Annotated in this window: 23 protein-coding genes; 13 read left to right on the plus strand and 10 right to left on the minus strand. The window is 71.2% G+C overall.

The annotated features are described in order from the left end of the window. The first annotated feature begins 190 nt into the window (after nt 1–190). The 4 genes from ACYU8I_RS07505 (at nt 191) to ACYU8I_RS07520 (ending at nt 4,484) form a co-directional block, all read left to right on the plus strand. Entirely contained in the window at nt 191–1,657 is a 1,467-nt protein-coding gene (locus tag ACYU8I_RS07505; protein WP_460839093.1) for an HNH endonuclease signature motif containing protein, read from the plus strand. Then, a complete protein-coding gene (locus ACYU8I_RS07510) occupies nt 1,635–2,807 on the plus strand; it encodes an AAA family ATPase (protein ID WP_460839095.1) in 1,173 nt (390 codons plus the stop codon). The genes ACYU8I_RS07505 and ACYU8I_RS07510 overlap by 23 nt, the downstream gene beginning before the upstream one ends. 62 nt (nt 2,808–2,869) lie before the next feature. Continuing rightward, the gene (locus tag ACYU8I_RS07515) at nt 2,870–3,382 is read left to right on the plus strand and encodes a hypothetical protein (RefSeq protein ID WP_460839097.1); all 513 of its coding nucleotides are present in this window, start codon (nt 2,870–2,872) and stop codon (nt 3,380–3,382) included. A 334-nt stretch (nt 3,383–3,716) separates the two neighbouring features. Continuing rightward, nucleotides 3,717–4,484, plus strand: coding sequence for a rolling circle replication-associated protein (locus ACYU8I_RS07520; protein WP_460839099.1), 768 nt, complete (start codon nt 3,717–3,719; stop codon nt 4,482–4,484). A gap of 182 nt (nt 4,485–4,666) precedes the next feature. Here ACYU8I_RS07520 and ACYU8I_RS07525 read toward each other — a convergent pair whose 3' ends face one another. After that, entirely contained in the window at nt 4,667–6,076 is a 1,410-nt protein-coding gene (locus ACYU8I_RS07525; RefSeq protein ID WP_460839101.1) for a recombinase family protein, read from the minus strand. 19 nt (nt 6,077–6,095) lie between these two features. Here ACYU8I_RS07525 and ACYU8I_RS07530 point away from each other — a divergent pair, with 19 nt between their 5' ends. Continuing rightward, a complete protein-coding gene (locus ACYU8I_RS07530; RefSeq protein WP_460839103.1) occupies nt 6,096–6,254 on the plus strand; it encodes a hypothetical protein in 159 nt (52 codons plus the stop codon). Nucleotides 6,255–6,361: 107 nt separating this feature from the next. Beyond that, nucleotides 6,362–6,592 carry an SRPBCC family protein gene (locus ACYU8I_RS07535; RefSeq protein ID WP_460839105.1) on the plus strand — a complete coding sequence of 77 codons (231 nt, stop codon included), beginning with the start codon at nt 6,362–6,364 and terminating at the stop codon, nt 6,590–6,592. A 170-nt stretch (nt 6,593–6,762) separates the two neighbouring features. Here the strand turns inward: ACYU8I_RS07535 and ACYU8I_RS07540 are convergent, their stop codons facing one another. Then, a complete protein-coding gene (locus ACYU8I_RS07540; RefSeq protein WP_460839107.1) occupies nt 6,763–7,383 on the minus strand; it encodes an MFS transporter in 621 nt (206 codons plus the stop codon). A 129-nt stretch (nt 7,384–7,512) separates the two neighbouring features. Between ACYU8I_RS07540 and ACYU8I_RS07545 the strand changes: the two genes are divergently transcribed. After that, nucleotides 7,513–8,802, plus strand: a complete 1,290-nt coding sequence (locus tag ACYU8I_RS07545) for a thymidine phosphorylase (RefSeq protein WP_460839109.1) — start codon at nt 7,513–7,515, stop codon at nt 8,800–8,802. Here ACYU8I_RS07545 and ACYU8I_RS07550 read toward each other — a convergent pair. After that, the gene (locus ACYU8I_RS07550) at nt 8,799–9,254 is read right to left on the minus strand and encodes a MaoC family dehydratase (RefSeq protein WP_460839111.1); all 456 of its coding nucleotides are present in this window, start codon (nt 9,252–9,254) and stop codon (nt 8,799–8,801) included. The genes ACYU8I_RS07545 and ACYU8I_RS07550 overlap by 4 nt on opposite strands. A gap of 34 nt (nt 9,255–9,288) precedes the next feature. Between ACYU8I_RS07550 and ACYU8I_RS07555 the strand changes: the two genes are divergently transcribed. Both ACYU8I_RS07555 and ACYU8I_RS07560 read left to right on the plus strand, forming a co-directional pair. Then, complete coding sequence (locus ACYU8I_RS07555; RefSeq protein ID WP_460839112.1) at nt 9,289–10,401, plus strand: adenosine deaminase; 1,113 nt, start codon at nt 9,289–9,291, stop codon at nt 10,399–10,401. A 206-nt stretch (nt 10,402–10,607) separates the two neighbouring features. Then, the gene (locus tag ACYU8I_RS07560) at nt 10,608–11,351 is read left to right on the plus strand and encodes a helix-turn-helix transcriptional regulator (protein ID WP_460839114.1); all 744 of its coding nucleotides are present in this window, start codon (nt 10,608–10,610) and stop codon (nt 11,349–11,351) included. Between the two features lie 15 nt (nt 11,352–11,366). On the opposite strand, the gene ACYU8I_RS07565 is transcribed toward ACYU8I_RS07560, so the two are convergent. The 3 genes from ACYU8I_RS07565 to deoC are packed head-to-tail and all read right to left on the minus strand — an operon-like array spanning nt 11,367 to nt 14,658. Continuing rightward, nucleotides 11,367–12,245 carry an aldehyde dehydrogenase family protein gene (locus tag ACYU8I_RS07565; protein ID WP_460839117.1) on the minus strand — a complete coding sequence of 293 codons (879 nt, stop codon included), beginning with the start codon at nt 12,243–12,245 and terminating at the stop codon, nt 11,367–11,369. Then, complete coding sequence (locus tag ACYU8I_RS07570) at nt 12,242–13,690, minus strand: aldehyde dehydrogenase family protein (RefSeq protein WP_460839120.1); 1,449 nt, start codon at nt 13,688–13,690, stop codon at nt 12,242–12,244. The genes ACYU8I_RS07565 and ACYU8I_RS07570 overlap by 4 nt, the downstream gene beginning before the upstream one ends. A gap of 5 nt (nt 13,691–13,695) precedes the next feature. Continuing rightward, entirely contained in the window at nt 13,696–14,658 is a 963-nt protein-coding gene (gene deoC, locus ACYU8I_RS07575) for a deoxyribose-phosphate aldolase (protein WP_460839121.1), read from the minus strand. A gap of 338 nt (nt 14,659–14,996) precedes the next feature. Here deoC and ACYU8I_RS07580 point away from each other — a divergent pair, with 338 nt between their 5' ends. Both ACYU8I_RS07580 and ACYU8I_RS07585 read left to right on the plus strand, forming a co-directional pair. After that, nucleotides 14,997–16,583 (plus strand): glycosyltransferase, encoded by a 1,587-nt coding sequence (locus tag ACYU8I_RS07580; protein ID WP_460839123.1) that lies wholly within the window; start codon nt 14,997–14,999, stop codon nt 16,581–16,583. Continuing rightward, nucleotides 16,580–17,896: a UDP-glucose dehydrogenase family protein gene (locus ACYU8I_RS07585; protein ID WP_460839125.1), complete on the plus strand. Its 1,317-nt coding sequence runs from the start codon at nt 16,580–16,582 to the stop codon at nt 17,894–17,896. Before ACYU8I_RS07580 ends, ACYU8I_RS07585 begins: the two co-directional genes overlap by 4 nt. Before the next feature lie 75 nt (nt 17,897–17,971). On the opposite strand, the gene ACYU8I_RS07590 is transcribed toward ACYU8I_RS07585, so the two are convergent. Then, nucleotides 17,972–18,415: an OsmC family peroxiredoxin gene (locus ACYU8I_RS07590; RefSeq protein ID WP_460839128.1), complete on the minus strand. Its 444-nt coding sequence runs from the start codon at nt 18,413–18,415 to the stop codon at nt 17,972–17,974. Between the two features lie 92 nt (nt 18,416–18,507). Here ACYU8I_RS07590 and ACYU8I_RS07595 point away from each other — a divergent pair, with 92 nt between their 5' ends. Together ACYU8I_RS07595 and ACYU8I_RS07600 are read left to right on the plus strand one after the other, a co-directional pair. Next, the gene (locus ACYU8I_RS07595) at nt 18,508–18,945 is read left to right on the plus strand and encodes a MarR family winged helix-turn-helix transcriptional regulator (RefSeq protein ID WP_460839130.1); all 438 of its coding nucleotides are present in this window, start codon (nt 18,508–18,510) and stop codon (nt 18,943–18,945) included. A gap of 32 nt (nt 18,946–18,977) precedes the next feature. Next, complete coding sequence (locus tag ACYU8I_RS07600) at nt 18,978–20,156, plus strand: acyl-CoA dehydrogenase family protein (protein WP_460839132.1); 1,179 nt, start codon at nt 18,978–18,980, stop codon at nt 20,154–20,156. Between the two features lie 15 nt (nt 20,157–20,171). Here ACYU8I_RS07600 and ACYU8I_RS07605 read toward each other — a convergent pair whose 3' ends face one another. The 3 genes from ACYU8I_RS07605 to ACYU8I_RS07615 are packed head-to-tail and all read right to left on the minus strand — an operon-like array spanning nt 20,172 to nt 22,563. After that, nucleotides 20,172–20,774: a Maf family protein gene (locus ACYU8I_RS07605; RefSeq protein ID WP_460839133.1), complete on the minus strand. Its 603-nt coding sequence runs from the start codon at nt 20,772–20,774 to the stop codon at nt 20,172–20,174. Further along, entirely contained in the window at nt 20,774–20,989 is a 216-nt protein-coding gene (locus ACYU8I_RS07610; RefSeq protein ID WP_460839135.1) for an acyl-CoA carboxylase subunit epsilon, read from the minus strand. Before ACYU8I_RS07610 ends, ACYU8I_RS07605 begins: the two co-directional genes overlap by 1 nt. Beyond that, nucleotides 20,986–22,563 (minus strand): acyl-CoA carboxylase subunit beta, encoded by a 1,578-nt coding sequence (locus tag ACYU8I_RS07615; protein ID WP_460839215.1) that lies wholly within the window; start codon nt 22,561–22,563, stop codon nt 20,986–20,988. The genes ACYU8I_RS07610 and ACYU8I_RS07615 overlap by 4 nt, the downstream gene beginning before the upstream one ends. Between the last annotated feature and the right edge of the window lie 84 nt (nt 22,564–22,647).

Raw genomic sequence — 22,647 nt, forward strand, 5'->3', positions numbered from 1 at the left:
GGGGGTCTCGAGGCCCTCGCCCAGGGGCTCGGGCACCTCGACCACCACTGCCGACCGGGTTGGTCGAGGTGCGAGGAGCGCAAGCGACGAGCCTCGAGACCCAGCAAGGCGCCTGCAATGCCGGCGCCAGGCAGTCCGGATGCTGTCGCTCACCTGTTCGATTGTCAGTTCGCAACGGTAGACTCCAGTCATGGAGACCGCCCCGATCAACACCGCCGACACGGCACCTGTCGACGTGCGGACAGCGATCATCGACGAGCTCCTGACTGCCCGAGCCGACGCCCACGCAGCCGAGGTGAAGCAGGTGTGGATGGCGCTGCAGTGGGCGCTTGCGCACCCGGCCGAGGTCGACACCGACGGCGTCGTGGCTGACTACGCGGGCTGGGGCGAGCCGGGCCTGCTGGCCACCGACGAGTCCAGGATGCTTGTTCCGATCGCGGGCCCCGGTGCACCCCTCGTCGACCCCCTGGCCCCGCTCGAGCTCGGTGCGGCGCTCGACCGGTCCCACGACCACGCCCGCCAGCTCATCGGCGACGCGCTCGAGCTCGCGTTCCGGCTCCCCCGGCTGTGGGCGCTGACCCAGGAGGGACGGGTGCCGGTGTGGCTCGCACGTCAGATCTCGCGGGAGACCCACGACCTGAACTACGACGCCGCGCTGCACGCCGACCGGCTCATCACCGCCGTCCCGCAGAAGATCGCCGCCGTCGACGCCGCCCGGCTGATCCACGAGGCCCGGCTCACCGCCGACCCCGACCGCGGCATCGCGGACGAGGAAGCAGCCGCCTCCCGTCGTGGGGTGTGGCTGCGCCGCGACCGCCGCGCCCCGGGCGTGGTCGACGTGAACATGACCCTCGACGCCGACGACGCCGACCTCCTCGACAGCACCCTGAACCGGGTCGCCGCCGACCTCAGGGACTTCGGCGACACCAGCGACCGCGACGTCCGGCGGGCGACCGCCGTGGGGATCCTGGCCGACCCCCAGCACGCCCTCGACCTCATGTCCGGACGCACCACCCACCCTGACCCCGGCGCACCCGGCGGCGTCGACCTCGTCGTCCACCTCACCCCCACCGACCTCACAGCCGAGCACGGCACCGTCGTCGAGGAGACCCGCGGCGCCGCCTCCACACAGCAGCTCACCGCGTGGGTCCGCCGCCGCACCGCTCACGGCGGCAGGATCCGGGTCAGGGAGGTCACGGCCCGGGGGTCTCGAGACGGTTGCTGCGCAACCTCCTCGACCACCGGACCGACCTTCGAGGGCGACGTCCAGTCCTGGCTGGCCCGGCACGGCATCGACGCCCCCGTCACCACCCTGCGACCCATTGCCCTCGACAGTGACCCGGCCGTCGACCATCACGACCCGCCACCGCTCATGCACGAGCAGGTGGTGCTCCGCGACGCCCACTGCGCCTTCCCCGGCTGCCGCCGAGACTCACGAGCCTGCGACCTCGACCACATCGACACCTACCAGTCACCAGACGACGGCGGACCACCCGGCCAGACCCACCCGGCCAACCTGGCAAGTCGCCAATACGTCCCCCTGTCGGGTGCAGCACGACCGAACGGGCGGGCGGGAGGAATAAGGTGGCGCTGTGCCTACGGATGTCAAGCGACCGACCTTCCTGTCGCTCTCGATGACCAACTTCCTTTCCTATAAGTCAGCCACCCTCGTCTTCGATGACATCGTGGCAGTCGTCGGCCCCAACGCGAGCGGCAAGTCGAATGCCGTTTCTGCAATCAAGTTGCTGAGGGAGATCCCAATTCACGGCCTCCCGGTAGCGCTAGCTCGGCGCGGGGGCTTCGACAAGCTCAGACATCGAAGCGCAGGACGCCCGTACGACCCGGCTCTTCGAATTGAGTTTCGATTGGCGCCCGACCAGGAGGTCTCGTTTTACGAGATCAATCTCGGAGCAGTGAAAGGTGGCCAATACCGAGTCAAGTCGGAATCGGCGCAGGTTTTTGTGGATGGTTCGGAATACAGCTTTATAAGTGACGGAAAGTCCGTCACCTATGACGAGATGGGGTACGAGTTCGTCGAGGTCGACGCCGAGGACGGCGATAAGTCCTCCGGTTCGACCACACGCGGCCGAGTACGCCACGTCAAGCAGGAGCGGAAATTCCCAGTCTCTCCCGGGCAGAGCGCCATGTCCGCCGCGGGGATGGCTGGTTTCCAGGTGTACGAAACCTTACAGCTGATGCAGACTGTCGAAGTCAACCCGGCGCGGGTTTCGGCTCTCCAGGAGCCCAGTTCAACGCGTGAGTTCGAGCCCGATGGCTCAAACACCGTGAGCATCTACGAGTCTTTGTCGCCCGTCGCCAAATCAGCCCTGGTCGACGAATTGTCAGCGATCGTGCCTGGCATTATTCGAATTGAGGTGCAGCGGCTTGCCGACCAGCAGACTCTGAAGTTTGTGCAAGCCACGGCAAGCGGGAACCGAGAGTTCTACGCCAAGCAGATGTCGGACGGAACGCTCCGTGCCTTCAGCATCCTGTTGGCAATGTCTCAACTGAAGGCTCCCGCGATGCTGGTGATTGAAGAGCCCGAGATTGCGATTCACCTAGGCGCGTTACGCACGTTGGTCGACATTCTCAAGCAACAGGCTGAATCTGCGCAAATCATCATTACTACGCATTCTGCCGACATCATCGACTCGCTGCCGCTCGACTCGTTGCGAGTGGTATGGAACGACGGCGGAGAGTCGCATGTCGGGGCCGTCGCCGAGCACACCTTGGGTCCTGTTCGACAAGGCCTCATTTCTCCAGGGGAACTATTGCGCGCTGACTCTCTGGACCCCGCCGCCGTATGACCGCCGCAGTAGACGCTCCGCACATTGGCTTGGTCGTAGAGGGAGCGGGCGAGCGGGAGGCCGTGCCCGTTCTGCTCCGTCGCTATATGGAAACGACACACGACTACGCCGATGTGCTCGGAAAGCCAGTGCCGACGCATGGCCGCGGGAATGCAGAGCGCGATGGTGGACTGGAGGGATTCGTAGCGATTGCGGCTTCTCGCCCCGGATGCCAGGGGGTGATGTGCTTCTTCGACTCCGATAAAGATTGTGCCGCAAAAATGGGTCCGGCCTGGCTGTTGCGCGCGACCGAAGCTTGCGGCGTCCCCGTGTTTGTCGTCTTGGCTGAGCCGAATTTTGAGCAGTGGATCTACTCTTCAGCAGAAACGCTAAGTCTGGGCCTCGATTACACTGAAGGCGCAAACGGCATGGGTGCCATTGTTAAGGCCTTGAAGCCAGTCAAATACGTCAAGCCAACCTGGCAGCCAAGGCTCACACACCGGATGGATCTGCAACTCGCCGCAGAACGCCATTCCGGACTGCAGCGCACGTTGCGGAAGTTTGACGAGCTGCGGGCCGGTCTTGACTTGAAGTAGCAACAGAACTCGACGTGGCGGCGGTCCGGGGGGGTGGGGGTGCCTCTCGGGTCGCCAGGGGCCCCGCTCGTGCGAGGCACGAGCGCGGGTGGGGGTGGCGGCGCACCCCCACCGGACCGCCGCCACCGGTGAGCCGAACTTGGGCCTTCCCAACTGCGGGTCGGGTCTGTACTGTCCGGTTCGTCCGAAGGGATGCGGGTGAGCCGCATCGGAGTCGCACCGGGGAGTTTGCGCCCCGGCGTCGCGCAGGCCAACCGATCACGGGTCTGCGGTCACGGCGAGGAACGTGGTCGGGCGGGACTTCACCAGTCCCTCTCGACTCGCGGAGTCCCCTGTGTCCTCGTCGCACCTGTCTTCGATCACCCGTCCCGATGCCGGATGGGCGCTGAATCTGTATCCCTCGGCTGGCGAGGCGGGTGGCTCGTTCGTCTCGTCCTACCGGCCTTCCCGGTCCTGGGTGCCGGGTACTCCGGCTGCTGATCCGGCGCGGGCTCGCGCTGAGGCTGGTCGTCGTGCCCGCGGGAAGGTGCGCCGCTACTGCGCGGCGAACCGACTGACACGGTTCGGCACGCTGACCTACGCAGGCTCCGGCAAGCACGATCCGGTCGAGGTCCGGGCGGACGTTGCGCGGTTCTTCCGGTCGCTGCGCTCGTCGCTGGATGGACGGACGCTGCCTTACGTGTGGGTGCCGGAGTGGCACAAGACCGACCACGGTCTACACCTGCACTTCGCGCTCGGCCAGTACGTGAACTACCGGCTGATTCGCTCGACGTGGGGACACGGGTTCATCTCCATCAAGCGCCACACCGACCTGGCCGTCGGCTCGGGGCCGCTGCAGGAGTCACGCAAGGCCGCGAACTACCTGTCGAAGTACATCTCCAAGAGCTTCGACAACGACGCTCCCTCGCGGGCGTTGCAGTTGCACCGCTACGACCTGGCACAGGGATTCCAGCCGCGACCGGTCCGGCTCGAGGGGCGCTCGTCCGAGCAGTTGCTAGGGGAAGCGTCAGAGTTGATGTCCGGGAAGCCGACGCGGCTGTGGTCGTCACGTGACGTCGAGGGGTGGCAGGGTCCGCCGGCGGTGTGGGCGGCATGGGGCTGAGTGGTCGCTCTGATGCTGAGGTCGCGGCGTGGGTGGCGGCGTCCTGCGAGGCTCAGGGGGTGCCGGTGAAGGTCACCGATGTCACGGTCGTGCGCCGGGTGGGGACGCTGCTGGGCGTGGCGGGTGGTGGCACGCGCGCGCACTCGCGGAGCGGGAGCACGCGGGCCACCGACCGCCACGGTTCAGTGACGCCACATGACGCGGACGCGGCCCGGGTCGACCGTCGTGGCTCCGCGGAGGCCGGGGCTGATGACGGCGTGGTCGATGACTGCTCCCATGATGCTGTGCTGGCGGGACAGGTTGAGACCCGACCATGACTCCCGCAGGGCGTGGCCGTTGCCTGTCAGGCCGCTGAGTGCGCTGGTGTGGGTCGCGGCTGCCATCTGTCGTTGCAGGGCTTCGAGGCGGTCCTGGATCGGGCGACGGGCGGTCATCCATTCGCGCATGGTGATGTCGCGGGCGGCGTAGGCGTGGCTCAGTTCCTCTATTTGCTCCTGGGCTTGGTCGAGCGCTGCTGCAACTTCGCGGGTGCGCTCGTCGGCGCTGCTGCGTCCGGCCAGGGCGTCGGCCATCTCGGGGGTGTCGAGGCGGTAGAGCACCGCGTCGGCCAGGAACCGTTCTAGCGGTTCCGCCACGATGGTCATGCGTCCGCAGCCGCCGTGGTCGGGGCCCTTCATGCACACGTAGCGGCGTCGGTCCTTGCGGCGGCTGGAGTACAACCGGACACCGCACAGGCTGCACCGCAGCATCCCGGACAGCAGGTAGGTCTGCGGGGTGCGGCGGTTGCTGTTCTTCATCGCGGCGTACCGGGCCAGGACTCGCTGGTGCTCGTCCTCGGTGATGATCGCCTCCCAGATTGCAGGGCCGACCACGACGCCGTTGTGGGCTCGGAGCCCGGCGTAGCGGGGGTTGGTCAGCATCCCCTTCAGCGTCGAGGTGACCCAGGGCTTGCCGGTCACGGACGCGACCTCGTGTTCGTTGAGCCAGGTCGCCAGGGACCGGCCGGACTCTCCGGCCAGGAAGCGGCTCACGAGGTCGCGCACGACGCTCGCCTCGTCGGCGCGCACGGTGATCTTGTCGTCGGCGTAGCCGAACGGACGCACGGTCCCGCCGTGGGGCTTGCCGTCGAGGGCGTTCTGCAGCATCCGGCTCTTGACTCGCCTGCCGATATTTGCGGACTCCTTGGCAGCCATCGCGCCCTGGATGCGGGCTAGCAGCAATCCGTCGTCGGTCCCCAGGTCGGCATGGCCGGTGACGAACTCGACCTGGAAGTCCGTCGACTGCCTCACCGCGTCGTTGAAGTCCTCGAGTTCACGGGGCCGACGGGTCAGCCGGTCCGTGCTGTAGACGACCACTCCGTCGATGACGCTCTCGGTGATGTCTCGCAGCATCTGGTCGTAGCCGGGCCGGGGCTTGGTGCTGTAGTGGGAAGCGGAGATGTCGTTGTCGACGTACTCCTGCGCGACGGTCCACCCTTTGCGGGTCGCCAGGTCGCGGCACTCGCGCAGTTGGCGCTCGACTCCCGCGCTGAGTCCCTCGGCGTCCTGGGAGATGCGGGCGTAGATCGCGGAGCGGCGGGGTGCGGCAGGCATGGGGTCACATTACGAGCGCGTGAGGAACCTCGCCCCACTCTGCAGACGCCACCACAACGCCAAGACCCACCACGACTGGACCTACCGGCGAGACCCCGACGGCACCTACCACTGGACGAGCCCCACCGGCCACACCTACCTCGTCGTCCCCCCCAGCCGCGCTCCCCTCAGCCGCTGAGCCCCGCTGACCCGACCACCCCGACAGGTGGCCGGGCCAGCGGCGCGCCCGTACCTCGAGCAGCGGGCGGCCTGGTGCGGCCGCCACCAAGGGTGCACGGTGGAGCGATGGACGACGTGGGCACGCTGCGACTGGTCCGCGACCTCATGGTCGACCCGGACGTCGTCTGGCGTGCGTGGACCGAGGACCTCGCGCAGTGGCTGTGGCCAGAGCGGTTCGCGACACAGGTGGTGCTCGAGCCGCGGGCGGGGGCGGCGTACCGCGTCTGGTCGGAGGAGGTCGGCATGGGCGTCTCGGGCGTCGCGGTGGCTGCGGTGCGTCGTCGCGGCTGGTGCTGACCTGGCGCTGGGACGGCGAGGACGACGAGACCCGGGTGACCGTCGCGCTCGACGACGCGAGCGGCGGCGGCACGGTCCTGCTCCTCGAGCACGCGGGGCACACCTCGAGCAGCAGCGCGCCGACCACGCGGAGGGCTGGGAACACTGCCTCGGCCGGCTGGAGGACTGGCTCAGTCGACCGAGGGCTCCCGGGTCCGCGGGCTGACGCCGACGCCGAGGGCGGCCAGCACCACCAGCCCGGTGACGAGCGCCGGCAGTGCGACGGTCGGCGCCAGCACCGCGAGCAGCGCGCCGCCGAGACCGACGAAGACGGCCTGCGACATCTGGTCGGCGAGCTGCACCGAGGACGAGTGGAAGCCGACCTCGTCGGCGGCGGAGTGGGCGAGCATGAGGAACGACAACGACGAGTAGGACAACCCCATCCCGGTGCCGGTCAGCGCCAGCGCGACGAACGCCAGCCACGGCACCGACCCCAGCGTGACCGGCAGCAGCAGCGCCAACCCGATCGCGACGTAGCAGAAACCGGCGCGCAGCAGCGCGGCGCGCGACAGGTCGGGCCGGCGTCCCTGCCAGGCGGAGGCCGCCGACCAGCCGAGGGAGCCGACGACGAGCGGCGCGCCGGCCGCGGTGATGGACCAGCCGTGGGTGTCGGTCAGCACGAGCGGCAGGTAGGCGGTGGCGGTGAAGAACGCGCCCGACACCAACCACCGCCCGGCGACGACCGCGCCGATGCCGGGACGGGCGCCGACGGTGCCGGTCGGGAAGAGCCGCAGCAGCGCGACCACGAGCACGACGACGCTGGCTGTGACGAGAGCGAGCCGGGCCCCGCGGGGATCCTCTGTGCCCGTACGGCGGCTGCGGCCCACGGCAGGTCGGGCGGTAGCGTCGGCGGCCCCGACGAGACCAGCAGGAGGACCCCCGTGGCCGGTGCGCACGACGCGGTGGAGGTGATCACGGCCAAGCGCGACGGCCGTGAGCTGAGCCCGAGCCAGATCGACTGGGTGGTCGACGCCTACACGCGGGGCGAGGTGGCCGACGAGCAGATGTCGGCGCTGGCGATGGCGATCCTGCTCAACGGCATGGGCCGCGAGGAGATCTCGCGCTGGACCGCGGCCATGATCGCCAGCGGCGAGCGCATGGACTTCTCCTCGCTGTCGCGGCCCACCGCCGACAAGCACTCCACGGGCGGTGTCGGCGACAAGATCACGCTGCCGCTCGCCCCCCTGGTCGCGGCGTGCGGCGTGGCGGTGCCGCAGCTGTCGGGCCGGGGTCTCGGCCACACCGGCGGCACCCTCGACAAGCTCGAGGCGATCCCCGGCTGGCAGGCCGCGCTCGACAACGACGAGATGCTCCGCCAGCTCGAGGACGTCGGCGCGGTCGTGTGCGCCGCGGGCTCCGGGCTCGCGCCCGCCGACAAGAAGCTCTACGCGCTGCGTGACGTCACCGGCACGGTGGAGGCGATCCCACTGATCGCGAGCTCGATCATGAGCAAGAAGATCGCCGAGGGCACCGGTGCGCTGGTGCTCGACGTCAAGGTCGGCACCGGCGCCTTCATGAAGAGCCGCGACGACGCCCAGGAGCTCGCCGAGACCATGGTGGCGCTCGGCCAGGACGCCGGCGTGCACACCGTGGCGCTGCTGACCCAGATGTCGACGCCGCTCGGCCTGACGGCCGGCAACGCCCTCGAGGTGCGCGAGTCGGTCGAGGTGCTCGAGGGCGGTGGTCCTGCCGACGTCGTCGAGCTGACCCTCGCCCTGGCCCGCGAGATGCTCGCCGGCGCGGGCCGTGACGACGTCGACCCGGCCGAGGCGCTGGCCGACGGACGCGCCATGGACGCCTGGCGCCGGATGATCGCCGCCCAGGACGGCGACCCCGACGCCCCCCTGCCCACGGCGCGCGAGACCCACGTCGTCGAGGCCCCCGCCGACGGCGTGCTGACCCGCCTCGACGCGATGGCGGTCGGCATGGCCGCCTGGCGCCTCGGGGCCGGACGGGCCACGCAGGGCGCGGCCGTGCAGGCCGGTGCCGGCGTCGAGTGGCACGCGCGGCCCGGTGACGCCGTACGACGCGGCGAGCCGCTGCTGACGCTGCACACCGACGAGCCCGACCGCTTCGAGCGCGCGCTGGCCTCGCTCGAGGGCGGCTACGACGTCGGCCCGGAGGGCGCCGAGGCCGAGGCGACCGAGACCATCCTCGGCCGCGTCGACTAGCCCTCGAGCAGCAGCACGACCGTCTCGGCGACGCAGGCGGGCTTGTCGGAGCCCTCGATCTCGACGACGTGGCGCAGCACCAGCTGGGTGCCGGCCGGGACGGGGGAGACCTCGCCCACGGTGACGCGCACCCGCACGCGCGACCCCACGGGCAGCGGGCTGGGGAAGCGCACCTTGTTGACGCCGTAGTTGAGCTTGGCGCCCGGGGTCTCCAGGGAGAACACCTGCGAGCCGAGCCAGGGCAGCAGCGAGAGCGTGAGGTAGCCGTGGGCGATCGTGCCGCCGAACGGGCTCCGGGCCGCGCGCTCGCGGTCGACGTGGATCCACTGGTGGTCGCCGGTCACGTCGGCGAAGGCGTCGACGCGCTGCTGGTCGACCTCGACCCACTCGCCGACGCCGACCTCCTCGCCGACCGCCGACTCCAGCTGCTCCACGCTCTCGAAGACCCGCATGCCCACTCCTCTGCCTCAGTGCTTGGATGACGACGTGTCGAACCAGGCCGAACCTACCGCTGCCGCCGACCGCCCGACCCCCGAGCAGGTGGCGGCCGCCCCCAAGGTGCTGCTGCACGACCACCTCGACGGCGGGCTGCGCCCGGCCACCGTGCTGGAGCTGGCCGACGAGGTCGGTCACGCCCTGCCGGCGGCCGACGCGGAGTCCCTCGGGCGCTGGTTCACCGAGTCGGCCGACAGCGGCTCGCTGCCGCGCTACCTCGAGACCTTCGACCACACCGTGTCGGTCATGCAGCGTGCCGACCACCTCGCCCGGGTGGCCCGCGAGTGCGTGGAGGACCTCGCCGCCGACGGCGTCGTCTACGCCGAGGTCCGCTACGCCCCCGAGCAGCACCTCGAGGCCGGGCTCACCCTCGACGAGGTGGTGCGCGCGGTGCAGGACGGCATCGACGAGGGTGTCGCCGCGGCGAGCGCCGCCGGTCGCCCGGTCGTGGTGCGCCAGCTGCTGACCGCGATGCGGCACGCCGCCCGCTCGCGCGAGATCGCCGAGCTTGCCGTCGCCCACCGCGACGCCGGGGTGTGCGGCTTCGACATCGCGGGCGCCGAGGCGGGCTACCCGCCCAGCCGCCACCTCGACGCCTTCGAGTACATGGCGCGCCAGAACGCCCACTTCACCATCCACGCCGGCGAGGCCTTCGGACTGCCGTCGATCTGGGAGGCGCTGCAGTGGTGCGGGGCCGACCGGCTCGGTCACGGCGTGCGGCTGATCGACGACATCGAGGTCGGCGACGACGGCTCGGTGCGGCTCGGACGGCTGGCGGCGTACGTCCGCGACACGCGGGTGCCGCTCGAGCTGTGCCCGCACTCCAACGTGCAGACCGGGGCCGCCGACTCCATCGCGGAGCACCCCATCGGGCTGCTGGCGCGGCTGCGCTTCCGCGTCACGGTCAACACCGACAACCGGTTGATGAGCGGCACCTCGATGACCCGGGAGATGCAGGCCCTCGTCGACGCCTTCGGCTGGGACCTCGCCGAGCTGCGCTGGGTCACCGTCAACGCGATGAAGTCGGCCTTCCTGCCCTTCGACGAGCGGCTCGCGCTCATCGACGGCGTCGTCAAGCCCGGGTACGCCGCGCTGGGCGCCTGACCGGCCCACGCCGCGCCGAGACCGGATGTGGCGAGTTGCCGCCAGAAGCGTGGACAGGGCGGCGCCGGGCGCGCCGATCCGTCATCGTGGTGCCTGCGCATCCCGCTGGGGGCCGCGCTCGGGACGGCCCGCCGGGGGGGAGGGCCGTCCCACCGCGGGGTGCGCGTACTTCGTCAACGTGCCTCTCATCTGCGACGATGCTTCTCGTGGACGTCAGTGACCTGGGACGCAGCGTGCTGGGCGAGAGCCCCGAGGTGGTCTCCCTGCGCGGCCGCGCACGCGAGCTCGTCGACCTCGTCACCGGCCCGCTCGCCGAGGACGGCCGGGCGGTCCCGCTCGTCGGTCTCCCGGCCCGCAACGCCGAGCTGCGGCGGCTCGTCCCCCACGTGCGGGCGCGGGTCCTGGTGGTCCAGACCGACTACGCCTACGACCCGGAGGACCCCGGGCTGCAGCTGAGCCGTCGCCTCGGGCTGCGCGGCATCGCCGTGCAGCTGCTGACCCGGCCGACCACACCGCGCACCCACCCGCTGCTCTCGTCGATCTACCCCGACACCCTGCTGGGCCCCGTCTTCGTGCGCGGCATGATCATCGACGACCACACCGCAGTGCTCGGCGGGCCCGACGACGCGTTCGGCAACCGGGTCTCGTGGCGCACCCACGAGCCCGAGGTGGTGCACGGCCTCCTCGACGTGTGGCACGACACCCTGCCGCTGTGCGAGGCGCTGCTCGCGCCCGACGAGGACCCGCCGCTGACCGAGCGGCAGCTCGACGTCGCGCGGCTGCTGTGCATCGGCGAGAAGGACAAGTCGATCGCGCGCCTGCTCGACCTCTCGCCCCGCACCGTCGAGCGCGAGGTCAGCGTGCTGCTGCGCGTGCTGCGCGTCAGCAGCCGCACCGAGGCCGTGCTGGTGATGCGGGGCCGCGGCGTCAACGGCGGCCTCGACTCCTAGAGCCCTCCCACGCCCTCAGAGGCCGACCGGGTGCCAGACGGTGCGGGTCTCGAGGAAGGTCGTCATCCGCTCCAGGCCGGGGGTGGCCAGGAGGTCCTCGGAGCGCGGACGCCGCACCCGCTTGAGGTCCTGGGCCGCCGACGCCTCGAGCTCGCGGGCCAGGTCGGGGTCGGCCACGCCGGTGAGGTCGAGGCCGTCGACGTCGAGGTGCGAGGCCAGCCAGGGAGCCAGCTCGGCCCGCGGCCCGGTCAGCAGGTTGACGACGCCGCCGGGCACGTCGGCCGTCGCCATCACCTCGCCCAGCGTGACGGCGGTGAGCGGGTGCGGCTCGCTGGCGACGACCACGCAGGTGTTGCCGGTCGTGATCACCGGGGCCACCACGCTGACGAGGCCGAGCAGCGGACCGTCGGGGGCAACGACCCCGACGACACCGCTGGGGTCGGGCGCGGAGTGGTTCAGGTAGGGCCCGGCGACCGGGTTGGCGCCACCGACGACCTGGGCGAGCTTGTCGGCCCAGCCGGCGTACCAGACCAGGCGGTCGACCGCGGCGTCGACGGCGCCGCGCGCCCGCGCGGCGCTGACCCCCTCGGCAGTGCGGATCTCGGCCTCGAACTGCTCGCGCCGCCCCTCGAGCACCTCGGCGATGCGGTAGACCACCTGCCCGCGGTTGTAGGCGGTGCGGCCCGACCAGCCGCCGAAGGCCTTGCGGGCGGCGACGACGGCGTCGCGGACGTCCTTGCGGGAGGCGTGCGAGGCGTTGGCCCAGAACCGGCCGCGGTGGTCGAGCACCTCGTAGGAGCGGCCCGACTCCGAGCGCGGGAAGGCGCCGCCGACGTAGAGCTTGTAGGTCTTGCGGACCTCGGCGCGCGGCGGCACCGCGGGGGGCGGGGTCACTGGTCGGCTCCCTTCAGGTAGGCCTCGAGCCCGTGGCGGCCGCCCTCGCGGCCGTAGCCGGACTCCTTGTAGCCGCCGAACGGGCTGGCGGGGTCGAACTTGTTGAAGGTGTTGGTCCACACGACGCCGGCCCGCAGCTGCTGGGCGGTCCACAGAGCGCGGCTGCCCTTGTCGCTCCACACCCCGGCCGAGAGGCCGTACGGCGTGTTGTTGGCCTTCTCGACGGCCTCGGCGGGCGTGCGGAAGGTCAGCACCGACAGCACCGGGCCGAAGATCTCCTCGCGCGCGATCCGGTGGGCCTGGCTGACGCCGGTGAAGACGGTGGGCGCGAACCAGAAGCCCTTGTCGGGCAGCTCGCACGGCGCTGACCAGCGCTCGGCGCCCTCGGCCTCGCCGGCGTCGGCCAGCTCGCGGATGCGGGCGAGCTGCGCCGCGGAGTTGATGGCCCCGACGTCGGTGTTCTTGTCGAGCGGGTCGCCGAGCCGCAGCGTCGTCATGCGGCGCTTGAGGCGCTCGAGCACCTCGTCGGCCACCGACTCCTGCACCAGCAGCCTCGACCCGGCGCAGCACACGTGGCCCTGGTTGAAGAAGATGCCGTTGACGATGCCCTCGACGGCCTGGTCGAGCGGGGCGTCGTCGTAGACGATGTTGGCCGCCTTGCCGCCGAGCTCGAGGGTGAGCCGCTTGTCGGTGCCGGCGACGGCGCGCGCGATCTGGCGCCCGACGTCGGTCGACCCGGTGAAGGCGACCTTGTCGACGTCGTCGTGGGAGACCAGCGCGCGACCCGTGGCGCCGGCGCCGGTGACGATGTTGACGACGCCCGCCGGCAGGTCGGCCTGCTGGCAGATCTCGGCGAAGAGCAGGGCGCTGAGCGGCGTGGTCTCGGCCGGCTTGAGCACGACCGTGTTGCCCGCGGCCAGCGCCGGCGCGATCTTCCAGGCGAGCATGAGGAACGGGAAGTTCCACGGGACCACCTGGCCCGCGACGCCAATCGAGCGCGGTGTGCCGGCACCGGGGACGACGTACTCGAGCTTGTCGGCCCACCCGGCGTAGTAGAAGAAGTGCGCCGCGGCCGTCGGCACGTCGACGTCGCGCGACTCCTTGATGGGCTTGCCGTTGTCGAGCGTCTCGAGCACGGCGATCTCGCGCGAGCGCTCCTGGATGATGCGCGCGATGCGGAAGAGGTACTTGCCGCGCTCGGCACCGCTCATCCGCGACCAGGTGCGGGCGTGGGCACGTCGGGCAGCGGCGACCGCGTCGTCGACGTCGGCCCCGTTGGCCTCGACGACCTCGGCCAGCACCTCCTCGGTGGCGGGGGAGACGGTCTTGAAGGGCTCGCCGCGGCCCTCGACGAACTCGCCGCCGACGAACAGGCCGTACGACGGCTTCAGCGAGACGACGGCGCGCGACTCGGGGGCGGGGGCGTACTCGAACGGGGTGCTCACGGCGATCAGTCCAGGGTCACGTAGTCGGGACCGGAGTAGTGCCCGGTCGTCATCTTGTGGCGCTGCAGCAGCAGGTCGTTGAGCAGCGAGGAGGCGCCGAAGCGGAACCAGTCAGGGTCGAGCCAGTCGGCGCCGGCGACCTCGTTGACGACCACCAGGTGCTTGATCGCGTCCTTGGTGGTGCGGATGCCGCCGGCGGGCTTGACCCCCACCATGCGCCCCGTCGCCGCGCGGAAGTCGCGCACCGCCTCGAGCATCACCATCGTCACCGGGACGGTGGCCGCGGGCTGCACCTTGCCGGTCGAGGTCTTGATGAAGTCGGCCCCGGCCAGCATCGCCAGCCAGCTGGCCCGGCGGACGTTGTCGTAGGTCTGCAGCTCTCCGGTCTCGAGGATGACCTTGAGGTGGGCGCGGCCCCCGTCGGCCCGGGCACAGGCCTCGCGCACGGCCACGATCTCGTCGTGCACGTCGAGGTAGCGGCCGGTCAGGAACGCGCCACGGTCGATGACCATGTCGATCTCGTCGGCCCCCGCGGCGACCGCGTCGCGGGTGTCCTCGAGCTTGATCGCCCGCGAGGAGCGACCGCTCGGGAAGGCGGTGGCGACCGAGGCGACGTGCACGCGACCGCCGGTCGCGGCCACGGCGTGGGGGACCATGTCGGGGTAGACGCAGACGGCGGCGACGGACGGGCAGGTCGGGTCGGTCGGGTCGGGGCGCAGGGCCTTGCTGCCGAGCGCACGCACCTTGCCGGGGGTGTCGGCGCCCTCGAGGGTGGTGAGGTCGACCATGCGGATCGCCAGCTCGATGGCGTGGGCCTTGGCGGTGGTCTTGATCGACCGGGTGCCGAGGCCGGCGGCGCGCTGCTCGGCGCCGACCTGGTCGACCCCGGGCAGGCCGTGCAGGAAGCGCCGCAGCTCGGCGTCCGAGCCGGTCACCGCCGTCCGGTCGGGTGAGGACGTCGTGGACATGGCGGGCATTGTGTCACCGGCCGTAGACCACCTCTCTCGGGGCGTACGACGGCGCCCGCGGCCGGGGGCACCTGCGCGGGACGGCACGGTCGCCGCCGGACGTGACGAACGCGACGTTCTTCGGCGCCCCTCGAAACCCAGCAGTCACGCGAGTGACTCCAGATGATCACATTCTCAAGTTTAGATCGTTCCAATCCGGGTGGGGATCCACCCGTTCCGACGTCTCTGGAGAACTCCATGTCCTTCGAGCTGTGGCTCCTCGCCGCCCTCGCCGTGCCGACTGCCCTCGCGGTCATCGCCTGCCGCCTGCTCTTCCGCCGAGGAACGGGGATCAGCTCATGACCCGCGACACCACCACCACAACGTCCCTTGAGCCGCACGAGCGCCTCGAGCACTCGCGACCGCTCCCGAGCCAGGGTGCGGAGATCGAGATCCCGCGCCAGCGCACGGCGACCACGCCGTCGTCGACGCCGCGCCTGGCGTCGCACCCGGACGCGCGCCGCCCCGACGCGATCTACTCCTCCGCCCGGTGGCGCCAGGGGGTGGCGCTGCTGGTGACGGGCGCGGTCTGCGCCTGGGCCGTCCACCACCTCTCGGTCGTCGCCGGCGCCGTCTCCTACCAGGCCGCCTACCCCGTGCTCTTCACGGTGATGTTCCTCCTCATGGGTCAGCAGCTCGTGATGGCGTGGTGGGAGCGGCCCTACGTGACGACGACCGCGCAGGACGAGATGCTCGCCGGGCTCCGCGTCGCGGTCGTCGTCCCGGTCTACAACGAGGACGAGCCCATCCTGCGCCGCGCGCTGGTCTCGCTCCTCGACCAGACGCGGCGACCGCAGGTGGTCGTGGTGGTCAACGACGGGTCGCGGGACAAGGCGACCGACCGGCCCATTCACTACGCCGAGGTCCGCAGCGAGCTCGAGCGGCTCGGCCGCGAGGTCGGCGTCGACGTCGTGTGGCTGCGCCAGGACAACGCCGGCAAGCGGCACGCCCAGGTGGCGGGCTTCCGCGCGTCGCCCGCCGTCGACGTGTTCGTCACGGTCGACTCCGACTCGGTCCTCGACAGCCGGGCCGTCGAGGAGGGGCTCAAGCCCTTCGCCGACCACCGGGTGCAGTCGGTCGGGGGGATCAATGTCGGGCTCAACACCGAGCACAACCTCCTCACGCGACTGAGCGACCTGCTCCACATCCAGTGGCAGCTCATCACCCGCAGCGCGCAGAACGTGCGCCGGCAGATCACGGTCAACAGCGGCCGCCTCGCGTTCTACCGCTCCGCGGTCTGCCTCGACAACACCCAGGCCTATCTCTCGGAGGAGTTCCTGGGCCGGCACGTCGAGTACAGCGACGACTCGCTGCTGACGATGTTCGCGATCGAGCGCGGGCGTACGGTCCAGCAGCCCACCGCCATCACCCTGACGTGGCACCCCGAGAACGTCGCCTTCCTGGTGCGTCAGCGCCTGAGGTGGATGCGCGGGTGGTTCATCCGCAGCTTCTGGCGGATGCGGTACCTGCCGCTGTCCGGCTATGCCTTCTGGTCCGAGCTCCTCGACCTGTTCCGCCTCGCGCTGGGCACGGTCCTGACCACCCTGGTGCTCGTCGTCGGTCCGATCTGGCTCGGCACGTCGTTGACGTGGCAGCTCTTCGTCGTCCCCGTCGCCCTGTGCTACGCCTCCGCGTTGCGCTACCTCGCCGTACGGCGTTCCGACCAGCGCACGCGCGACCGGCTGCTCGTGGTCGCCCTGGCCCCGGCCGTGCTGCTCTGGGCGTGGTTCGTGCTGCGGCCGCTGCGCCTGTACGCGATGCTCACCTGCCGCAACACCGGGTGGGGGACGCGCGACGACGTCGAGGTCGAGGCGCTCGTCGCCGCACCCACGACGTCGTCCGCCGCCTCGCTGGTCACTGCTCGCGCAACGGAGGTGACCGCATGAGGTTCGCCGTCGTCGGCACCGGATACCTCGGTGCCACCCACGCCGCCTGCATGGCCGAGCTCGGCCACGACGTCGTCGGCGTCGACACCGACCCCGCGAAGGTCGCGATGCTCTCGGAGGGCCGCGTGCCCTTCTTCGAGCCCGACCTCGAGCCGATGCTCCGCAAGCACGTCGAGACCGGCCGGCTCCGGTTCACCACCGACCTCCCGGGCGCGGTCGCCGACGCCGAGGTGGTCTTCGTGTGCGTCGGGACGCCCCAGCGAGCCGGTCTGCTCGCCGCCGACACGTCGTACGTCGACGGCGCGGTGCGCGAGATGGCACCCCACCTCGCCGACGGAGCCGTCGTGGCGGGCAAGTCGACGGTGCCCGTCGGCACCGCGACACGCCTGCGCGCCGAGCTGGCCGAACGGGCGAGGTCGGGTGCCGCAGTCGAGCTCGTCTGGAACCCCGAGTTCCTGCGCGAGGGGTTCGCGGTCGCCGACACCCTGCTGCCGGACCGGATCGTCATCGGCGGGGCGTCACCGCGTGCCGAGCGGGTGATGCGGCAGGTCTACGCTCACGCCCTCGCCGAGGGGACGCCGCTGCTGACCACCGGTCTCGCGACCGCGGAGCTCGTCAAGGTGTCGGCGAACGCCTTCCTCGCCACCAAGATCAGCTTCATCAACGCGATGGCCGAGGTCTGCGAGGGCACCGGCGCCGACGTGGTCGAGCTCGCCGAGGCCCTCGGTCACGACGTGCGGATCGGGAGGCGGTTCCTCGGGGCCGGCCTCGGTTTCGGCGGCGGCTGCCTGCCGAAGGACATCCGGGCCTTCCAGGCGCGCTGCAACGAGCTGGGTCTGGGTCGCTCGGTCGCCTTCCTCGAGGACGTCGACGACATCAACACCCGACGCCGCCAGCGCACCGTCGACCTCGCCCACGAGATGCTGGGGGGCCGGATGCGTGACTGCCGGGTCGCCGTGCTGGGGGCCGCCTTCAAGCCCGACAGCGACGACGTGAGGGACTCGCCTGCGCTCGACGTCGCCGAGCAGCTGCACCTGCGCGGGGCGGAGGTCGTCGTCTTCGACCCCGCCGCCCGGCACACCGCCGCCGCCCGCTCGCCGCAGCTGTCGTACGCCGACGCCGTGGACGAGGCCTGCCAGGGCGCCGACCTCGTGCTGCTGCTGACGGAGTGGACCGAGTTCCGCGCCCTCGATCCCCAGGTCGTCGCGAGCTGGGTGCGTCACCGTCGCGTCATCGACGGGCGCAACGTGCTCGACCGGGAGGTGTGGGGCGCCGCCGACTGGGAGCTGCGCGCCCTGGGTCGCGCCGCTTGAGCCGGTGCACGGGCACACGACGGCCCCGCACGCGCGGCGTGATCGCCGCGCGTGCGGGGCCGGTCTGCGTGCGGGTCAGCCCTCGAGCGACGCGTCGAGGGTGATCTCCACGCCGGTCAGCGCCTTGCTGACGGGGCAGCCCTCCTTGGCGGCCTGCGCGGCCTTCGCGAAGCCGTCGGCGTCGAGGCCCTCGACCTCGCCGACGACCGTGAGGGTGATGCCGGTGAGCTTGAAGCCGCCGTTGGCCTCGTCGGGGCCGAGCGAGACGTCGGCCGACACGTCGAGGCTCAGGGGGGTGCCGCCGGCCTCCGCGACGAGAGCCGAGAGCTGCATCGCGTAGCAGGCGGAGTGGGCCGCGGCGATGAGCTCCTCGGGGCTGGTGGCGCCGCCGGCCTCGTCGGCCGCGCGCTTCGGGAAGGACACGTCGTAGGTGCCGACCTTGGAGCTGGAGAGCTCGACCTGGCCGGATCCCTCCTGCAGGGAGCCGTTCCAGGCGGTGCGGGCGGAGCGAGTGGGCATCGGGGTGACCTCCATCAGTGGGAAACTCTGTTGTGCACAACATAATCGTTCACGAGGTAGAGTTCAAGGCCCGACCCCAGGAGGTGGACGTCGTGCGCACCGTCGACGAGCTGGTCTGCTTCGACCTGTACGCCGCTTCGCGTGCCGTGACGGGGCTCTACCGGCCGCTGCTGGAGCCGCTGGGGCTGACCTACCCCCAGTACCTCGTGCTGCTCGCCCTCCCGGTCGAGGAGACCCGCACGGTGGGCGAGCTCGCGGCCCGGCTCGACCTCGACCACGGCACCCTCAGCCCGCTGCTGCGACGCATGGAGGCCGCCGGCCTGCTGGAGCGACGCCGTGCCGCGCGCGACGAGCGGGTGGTCGAGCTGCGCCTGACCGGGGCGGGCGCCGACCTGCGTCGACGCGTCCCCGAGGTGCAGTGCGCGGTGGAGGAGTCGCTGGGGCTCGACCCCGACGTGCTGGCCGACCTGCAGCGCACCCTCAAGCGCCTCACGGCCGCGGTCCGCGCCCGGGCCGGCGAGCGAGGTTAGCGATCGTTAACGTCGGCGACTAGGGTGGCGTCATGAGCTTCGAGATCTCCGAGGACCACGAGCAGTTCCGCCGGGTCGTGCGCGACTTCGCCGAGAAGGAGATCGCCCCCCACGCGGCCGACTGGGACCGCGAGCACCGCTTCCCGGTCGACGTCGTGCACGCCATGGGCGACCTGGGTCTCTTCGGGCTCACCGCGCCGGAGGAGTACGGCGGCGCCGACGGCGACTTCACCAGCCTCTGCGTCGCCATCGAGGAGATCGGGCGCGTCGACCAGTCGCTCGGCATCACGCTGCAGGCCGGCGTGGGGCTCGGCATCAACCCCATCCTCACCTACGGCACGGCCGAGCAGAAGGAGCGCTGGCTGCCCGACCTGGTGGCCGGTCGCGCCCTCGCGGGCTTCGGCCTCACCGAGCCCGGGGCGGGCTCCGACGCGGGGGCCACCCGCACCAAGGCCGAGCTCGTGGGCGGCGAGTGGGTCGTCAACGGCGCCAAGCAGTTCATCACCAACTCGGGCTCGTCCATCACCAGCGTCGTCACCGTGACCGCGCGCACCGGTGAGCGCACCACGCCCGACGGCGGCACCAAGCCCGAGATCTCCGCGATCATGGTCCCGAGCGGCACGCCCGGCTTCGTCGCGGAGAAGGCCTACGACAAGCTCGGCTGGCACGCCTCCGACACCCACCCGCTGTCGTTCAGCGACGCGACCGTGCCCGAGGACCACCTGCTCGGCGAGCGGGGCCGCGGCTACGCCCAGTTCCTGGCGACCCTCGACGACGGCCGTGTCGCCATCGCCGCGCTCTCGGTCGGCTGCATCCAGGCGTGCCTCGACATGAGCGTGCAGTACGCCGGCGAGCGGCAGACGTTCGGCGGTCCGATCGGCCGCAAGCAGGGCGTGGCGTTCCAGGTCGCCGACCTCGAGGTCATGCTCCACGCGAGCCGCATGCTCACCTACCGCGCCGCGGCGCTGAAGGACGCCGGAGCGCCGTACCAGCAGTTCAAGCAGGCCGCGGCCGTCGCCAAGCTCTACGCCACTGAGTCGGCGGTCACCGCGACCCGCATCGCGACCCAGGTCTTCGGCGGTTACGGCTTCATGGAGGAGTACCCGGTGGCCCGCTTCTACCGGGACGCCAAGGTGCTCGAGATCGGTGAGGGCACCTCCGAGGTGCAGCGCATGCTCATCGCCCGCGGCCTCGGCCTCCCGGTCGAGTAGCGCTCCGCAGCAGCCTCAGCGGCGGACCCAGAAGTCGGTCCAGGCGAACCCGAGCTCGTCGAGCATCAGCCGCAGCAGCGGCACGCTGATGCCGACCACGTTGTGGGGGTCGCCCGTGACGCCGGAGACGAAGGCGCCGCCCAGGCCGTCGAGGGTGAAGGCGCCGGCCACGGCCAGCGGCTCGCCGGTGGCGACGTACGCCGCGATCTCGTCGTCGCTGACCTGGGCGAAGCGCACCTGGGTGGCGGCGGAGCGTCCGATCCAGACCTCGCGCTGGGTGTCGATGACGCAGTGGCCGGTGTGGAGCACGCCGGTGCGTCCACGCATCCGCTGCCAGCGCTGGACCGCGTCGGCCTCGCCGCGGGGCTTGCCGAGGATCTCGCCGTCGAGCTCGAGCACCGAGTCGCACCCGACCACGAGCGCCCCACGCCGCTCGGCCGCGACGGCGACGGCCTTGAGCCGCGCGAGCCGCGCGACGTAGTCGGGCGGGTCGGTCAGCTCGACCGTCGACTCGTCGACGCCGCTGACCACGACCTCGGGGTCGAGCCCCGCCGCCCGCAGGGTCGCGAGCCGGGCGGGCGACTGCGAGGCGAGGACGAGTCGGGGGACAGAGGCCATCAGCGCGCGCTGGCCCGCCAGGCCCCCGGGCCGTGCTGCAGCGGTGTCCGCACCAGACGGTGGCGCGCCGACCACTCCGAGCGGCGCGGGGCGGGCGGCTCCTCGCCACCGGAGGCGGCTGCCGCGACGACCGCGACCAGGGCGGCGAGCTCCTCGGGGGTGGGGTCGCCCTTGACGACCCGCAGCAGGGGCGTGGTGGTCTCGGCGGCCGTCACAGCGGGATGTTCCCGTGCTTCTTGGGCGGCAGCGTCTCGCGCTTGCTCGCGAGCAGCCGCAGCGCCTTGACCACCTCGGCGCGCGTCTCGTGCGGCGCGATGACGGCGTCGACGTAGCCTCGCTCCGCGGCGACGTAGGGGTTGGCCAGCGTGTCCTCGTAGTCGCTGATCAGCTCGGCGCGACGGGCCTCCACGTCGCCGCCCTCGTCGGCGACCGCCTTGAGCTCCTTGCGGTAGACGATGTTGGCGGCACCCTGCGCACCCATCACGGCGATCTGGGCGGTGGGCCACGCCAGGTTGATGTCGGCGCCGAGGTGCTTGGAGCCCATGACGTCGTAGGCGCCGCCATAGGCCTTGCGGGTGATGATCGTGACGAGCGGGACGGTGGCCTCGGCGTAGGCGTAGATGAGCTTGGCGCCGCGGCGGATGATGCCGTTCCACTCCTGGTCGGTGCCGGGCAGGAAGCCGGGCACGTCGACGAAGGTGAGCACCGGGATGTTGAAGGCGTCGCAGGTGCGCACGAAGCGAGCGGCCTTCTCGGAGGCGTCGATGTCGAGGGTGCCGGCCAGCTGCAGCGGCTGGTTGGCGACGACGCCGACGCTCCTGCCCTCCACGCGGCCGTAGCCGACGACGAGGTTGGGGGCGAACAACTCCATGACCTCGAGGAACTCGCCGTCGTCGAGGACGCCGGTGATGACGTCCTTCATGTCGTACGGCTGGTTGGCGCCGTCGGGGACGACGGTGTCGAGCGCCCGGTCGTCGTCGGTGGGCTCCAGGTCGGCGTGCTCGGCGTACGCCGGCGGGTCCTCCATGTTGTTCTGCGGCAGGTAGGACAGCAGCGCCTTGACGTAGTCGAGGGCGTCGTCCTCGTCGGAGCCCATGTAGTGGGCGTTGCCCGACTTGGTGTTGTGGGCGCGGGCGCCGCCGAGGTCCTCCATCGTGACGTCCTCGCCGGTGACGGTCTTGATGACGTCGGGGCCGGTGATGAACATGTTGGAGGTGCCGTCGACCATCACGGTGAAGTCGGTGACCGCGGGGGAGTAGACGTGGCCCCCGGCGCACGAGCCCATGATCAGGCTGATCTGGGGGATGACGCCGCTGGCGTGCACGTTGCGGCGGAAGATCTCGCCGTACAGGCCGAGCGAGACGACGCCCTCCTGGATGCGGGCGCCGGCGCCCTCGTTGATGCCGATGATGGGGCAGCCGGTCTTGATGGCGAGGTCCATCACCTTGGTGATCTTCTCGCCGTAGACCTCGCCCAGGCTGCCGCCGAAGACGGTGAAGTCCTGCGAGAACACGCACACCTGGCGGCCGTCGACGGTGCCGTAGCCGGTGACCACGCCGTCGCCGTAGGGCCGGTTCTTCTCGAGGCCGAAGGCGACGCTGCGGTGGCGGGCGAGCTCGTCGAGCTCGACGAAGGACCCCTCGTCGAAGAGCTTCTCGATGCGCTCGCGGGCGGTCATCTTGCCCTTGGCGTGCTGCTTCTCCACCGCCTTGGCCGAGCCGGCGTGGACCGCCTCGTCGATGCGGCGCTCGAGGTCGGCCAGCTTGCCGGCCGTGGTGTGGATGTCGATCGACTCGGGGACGTCGGTCCCCTCACCGGGTGCTGCACTCACCGCGCGCTCCTCACTGCCGGCCGACGGTGGCCGACGTCGTGT

Source organism: Nocardioides marmoraquaticus (assembly GCF_054777915.1).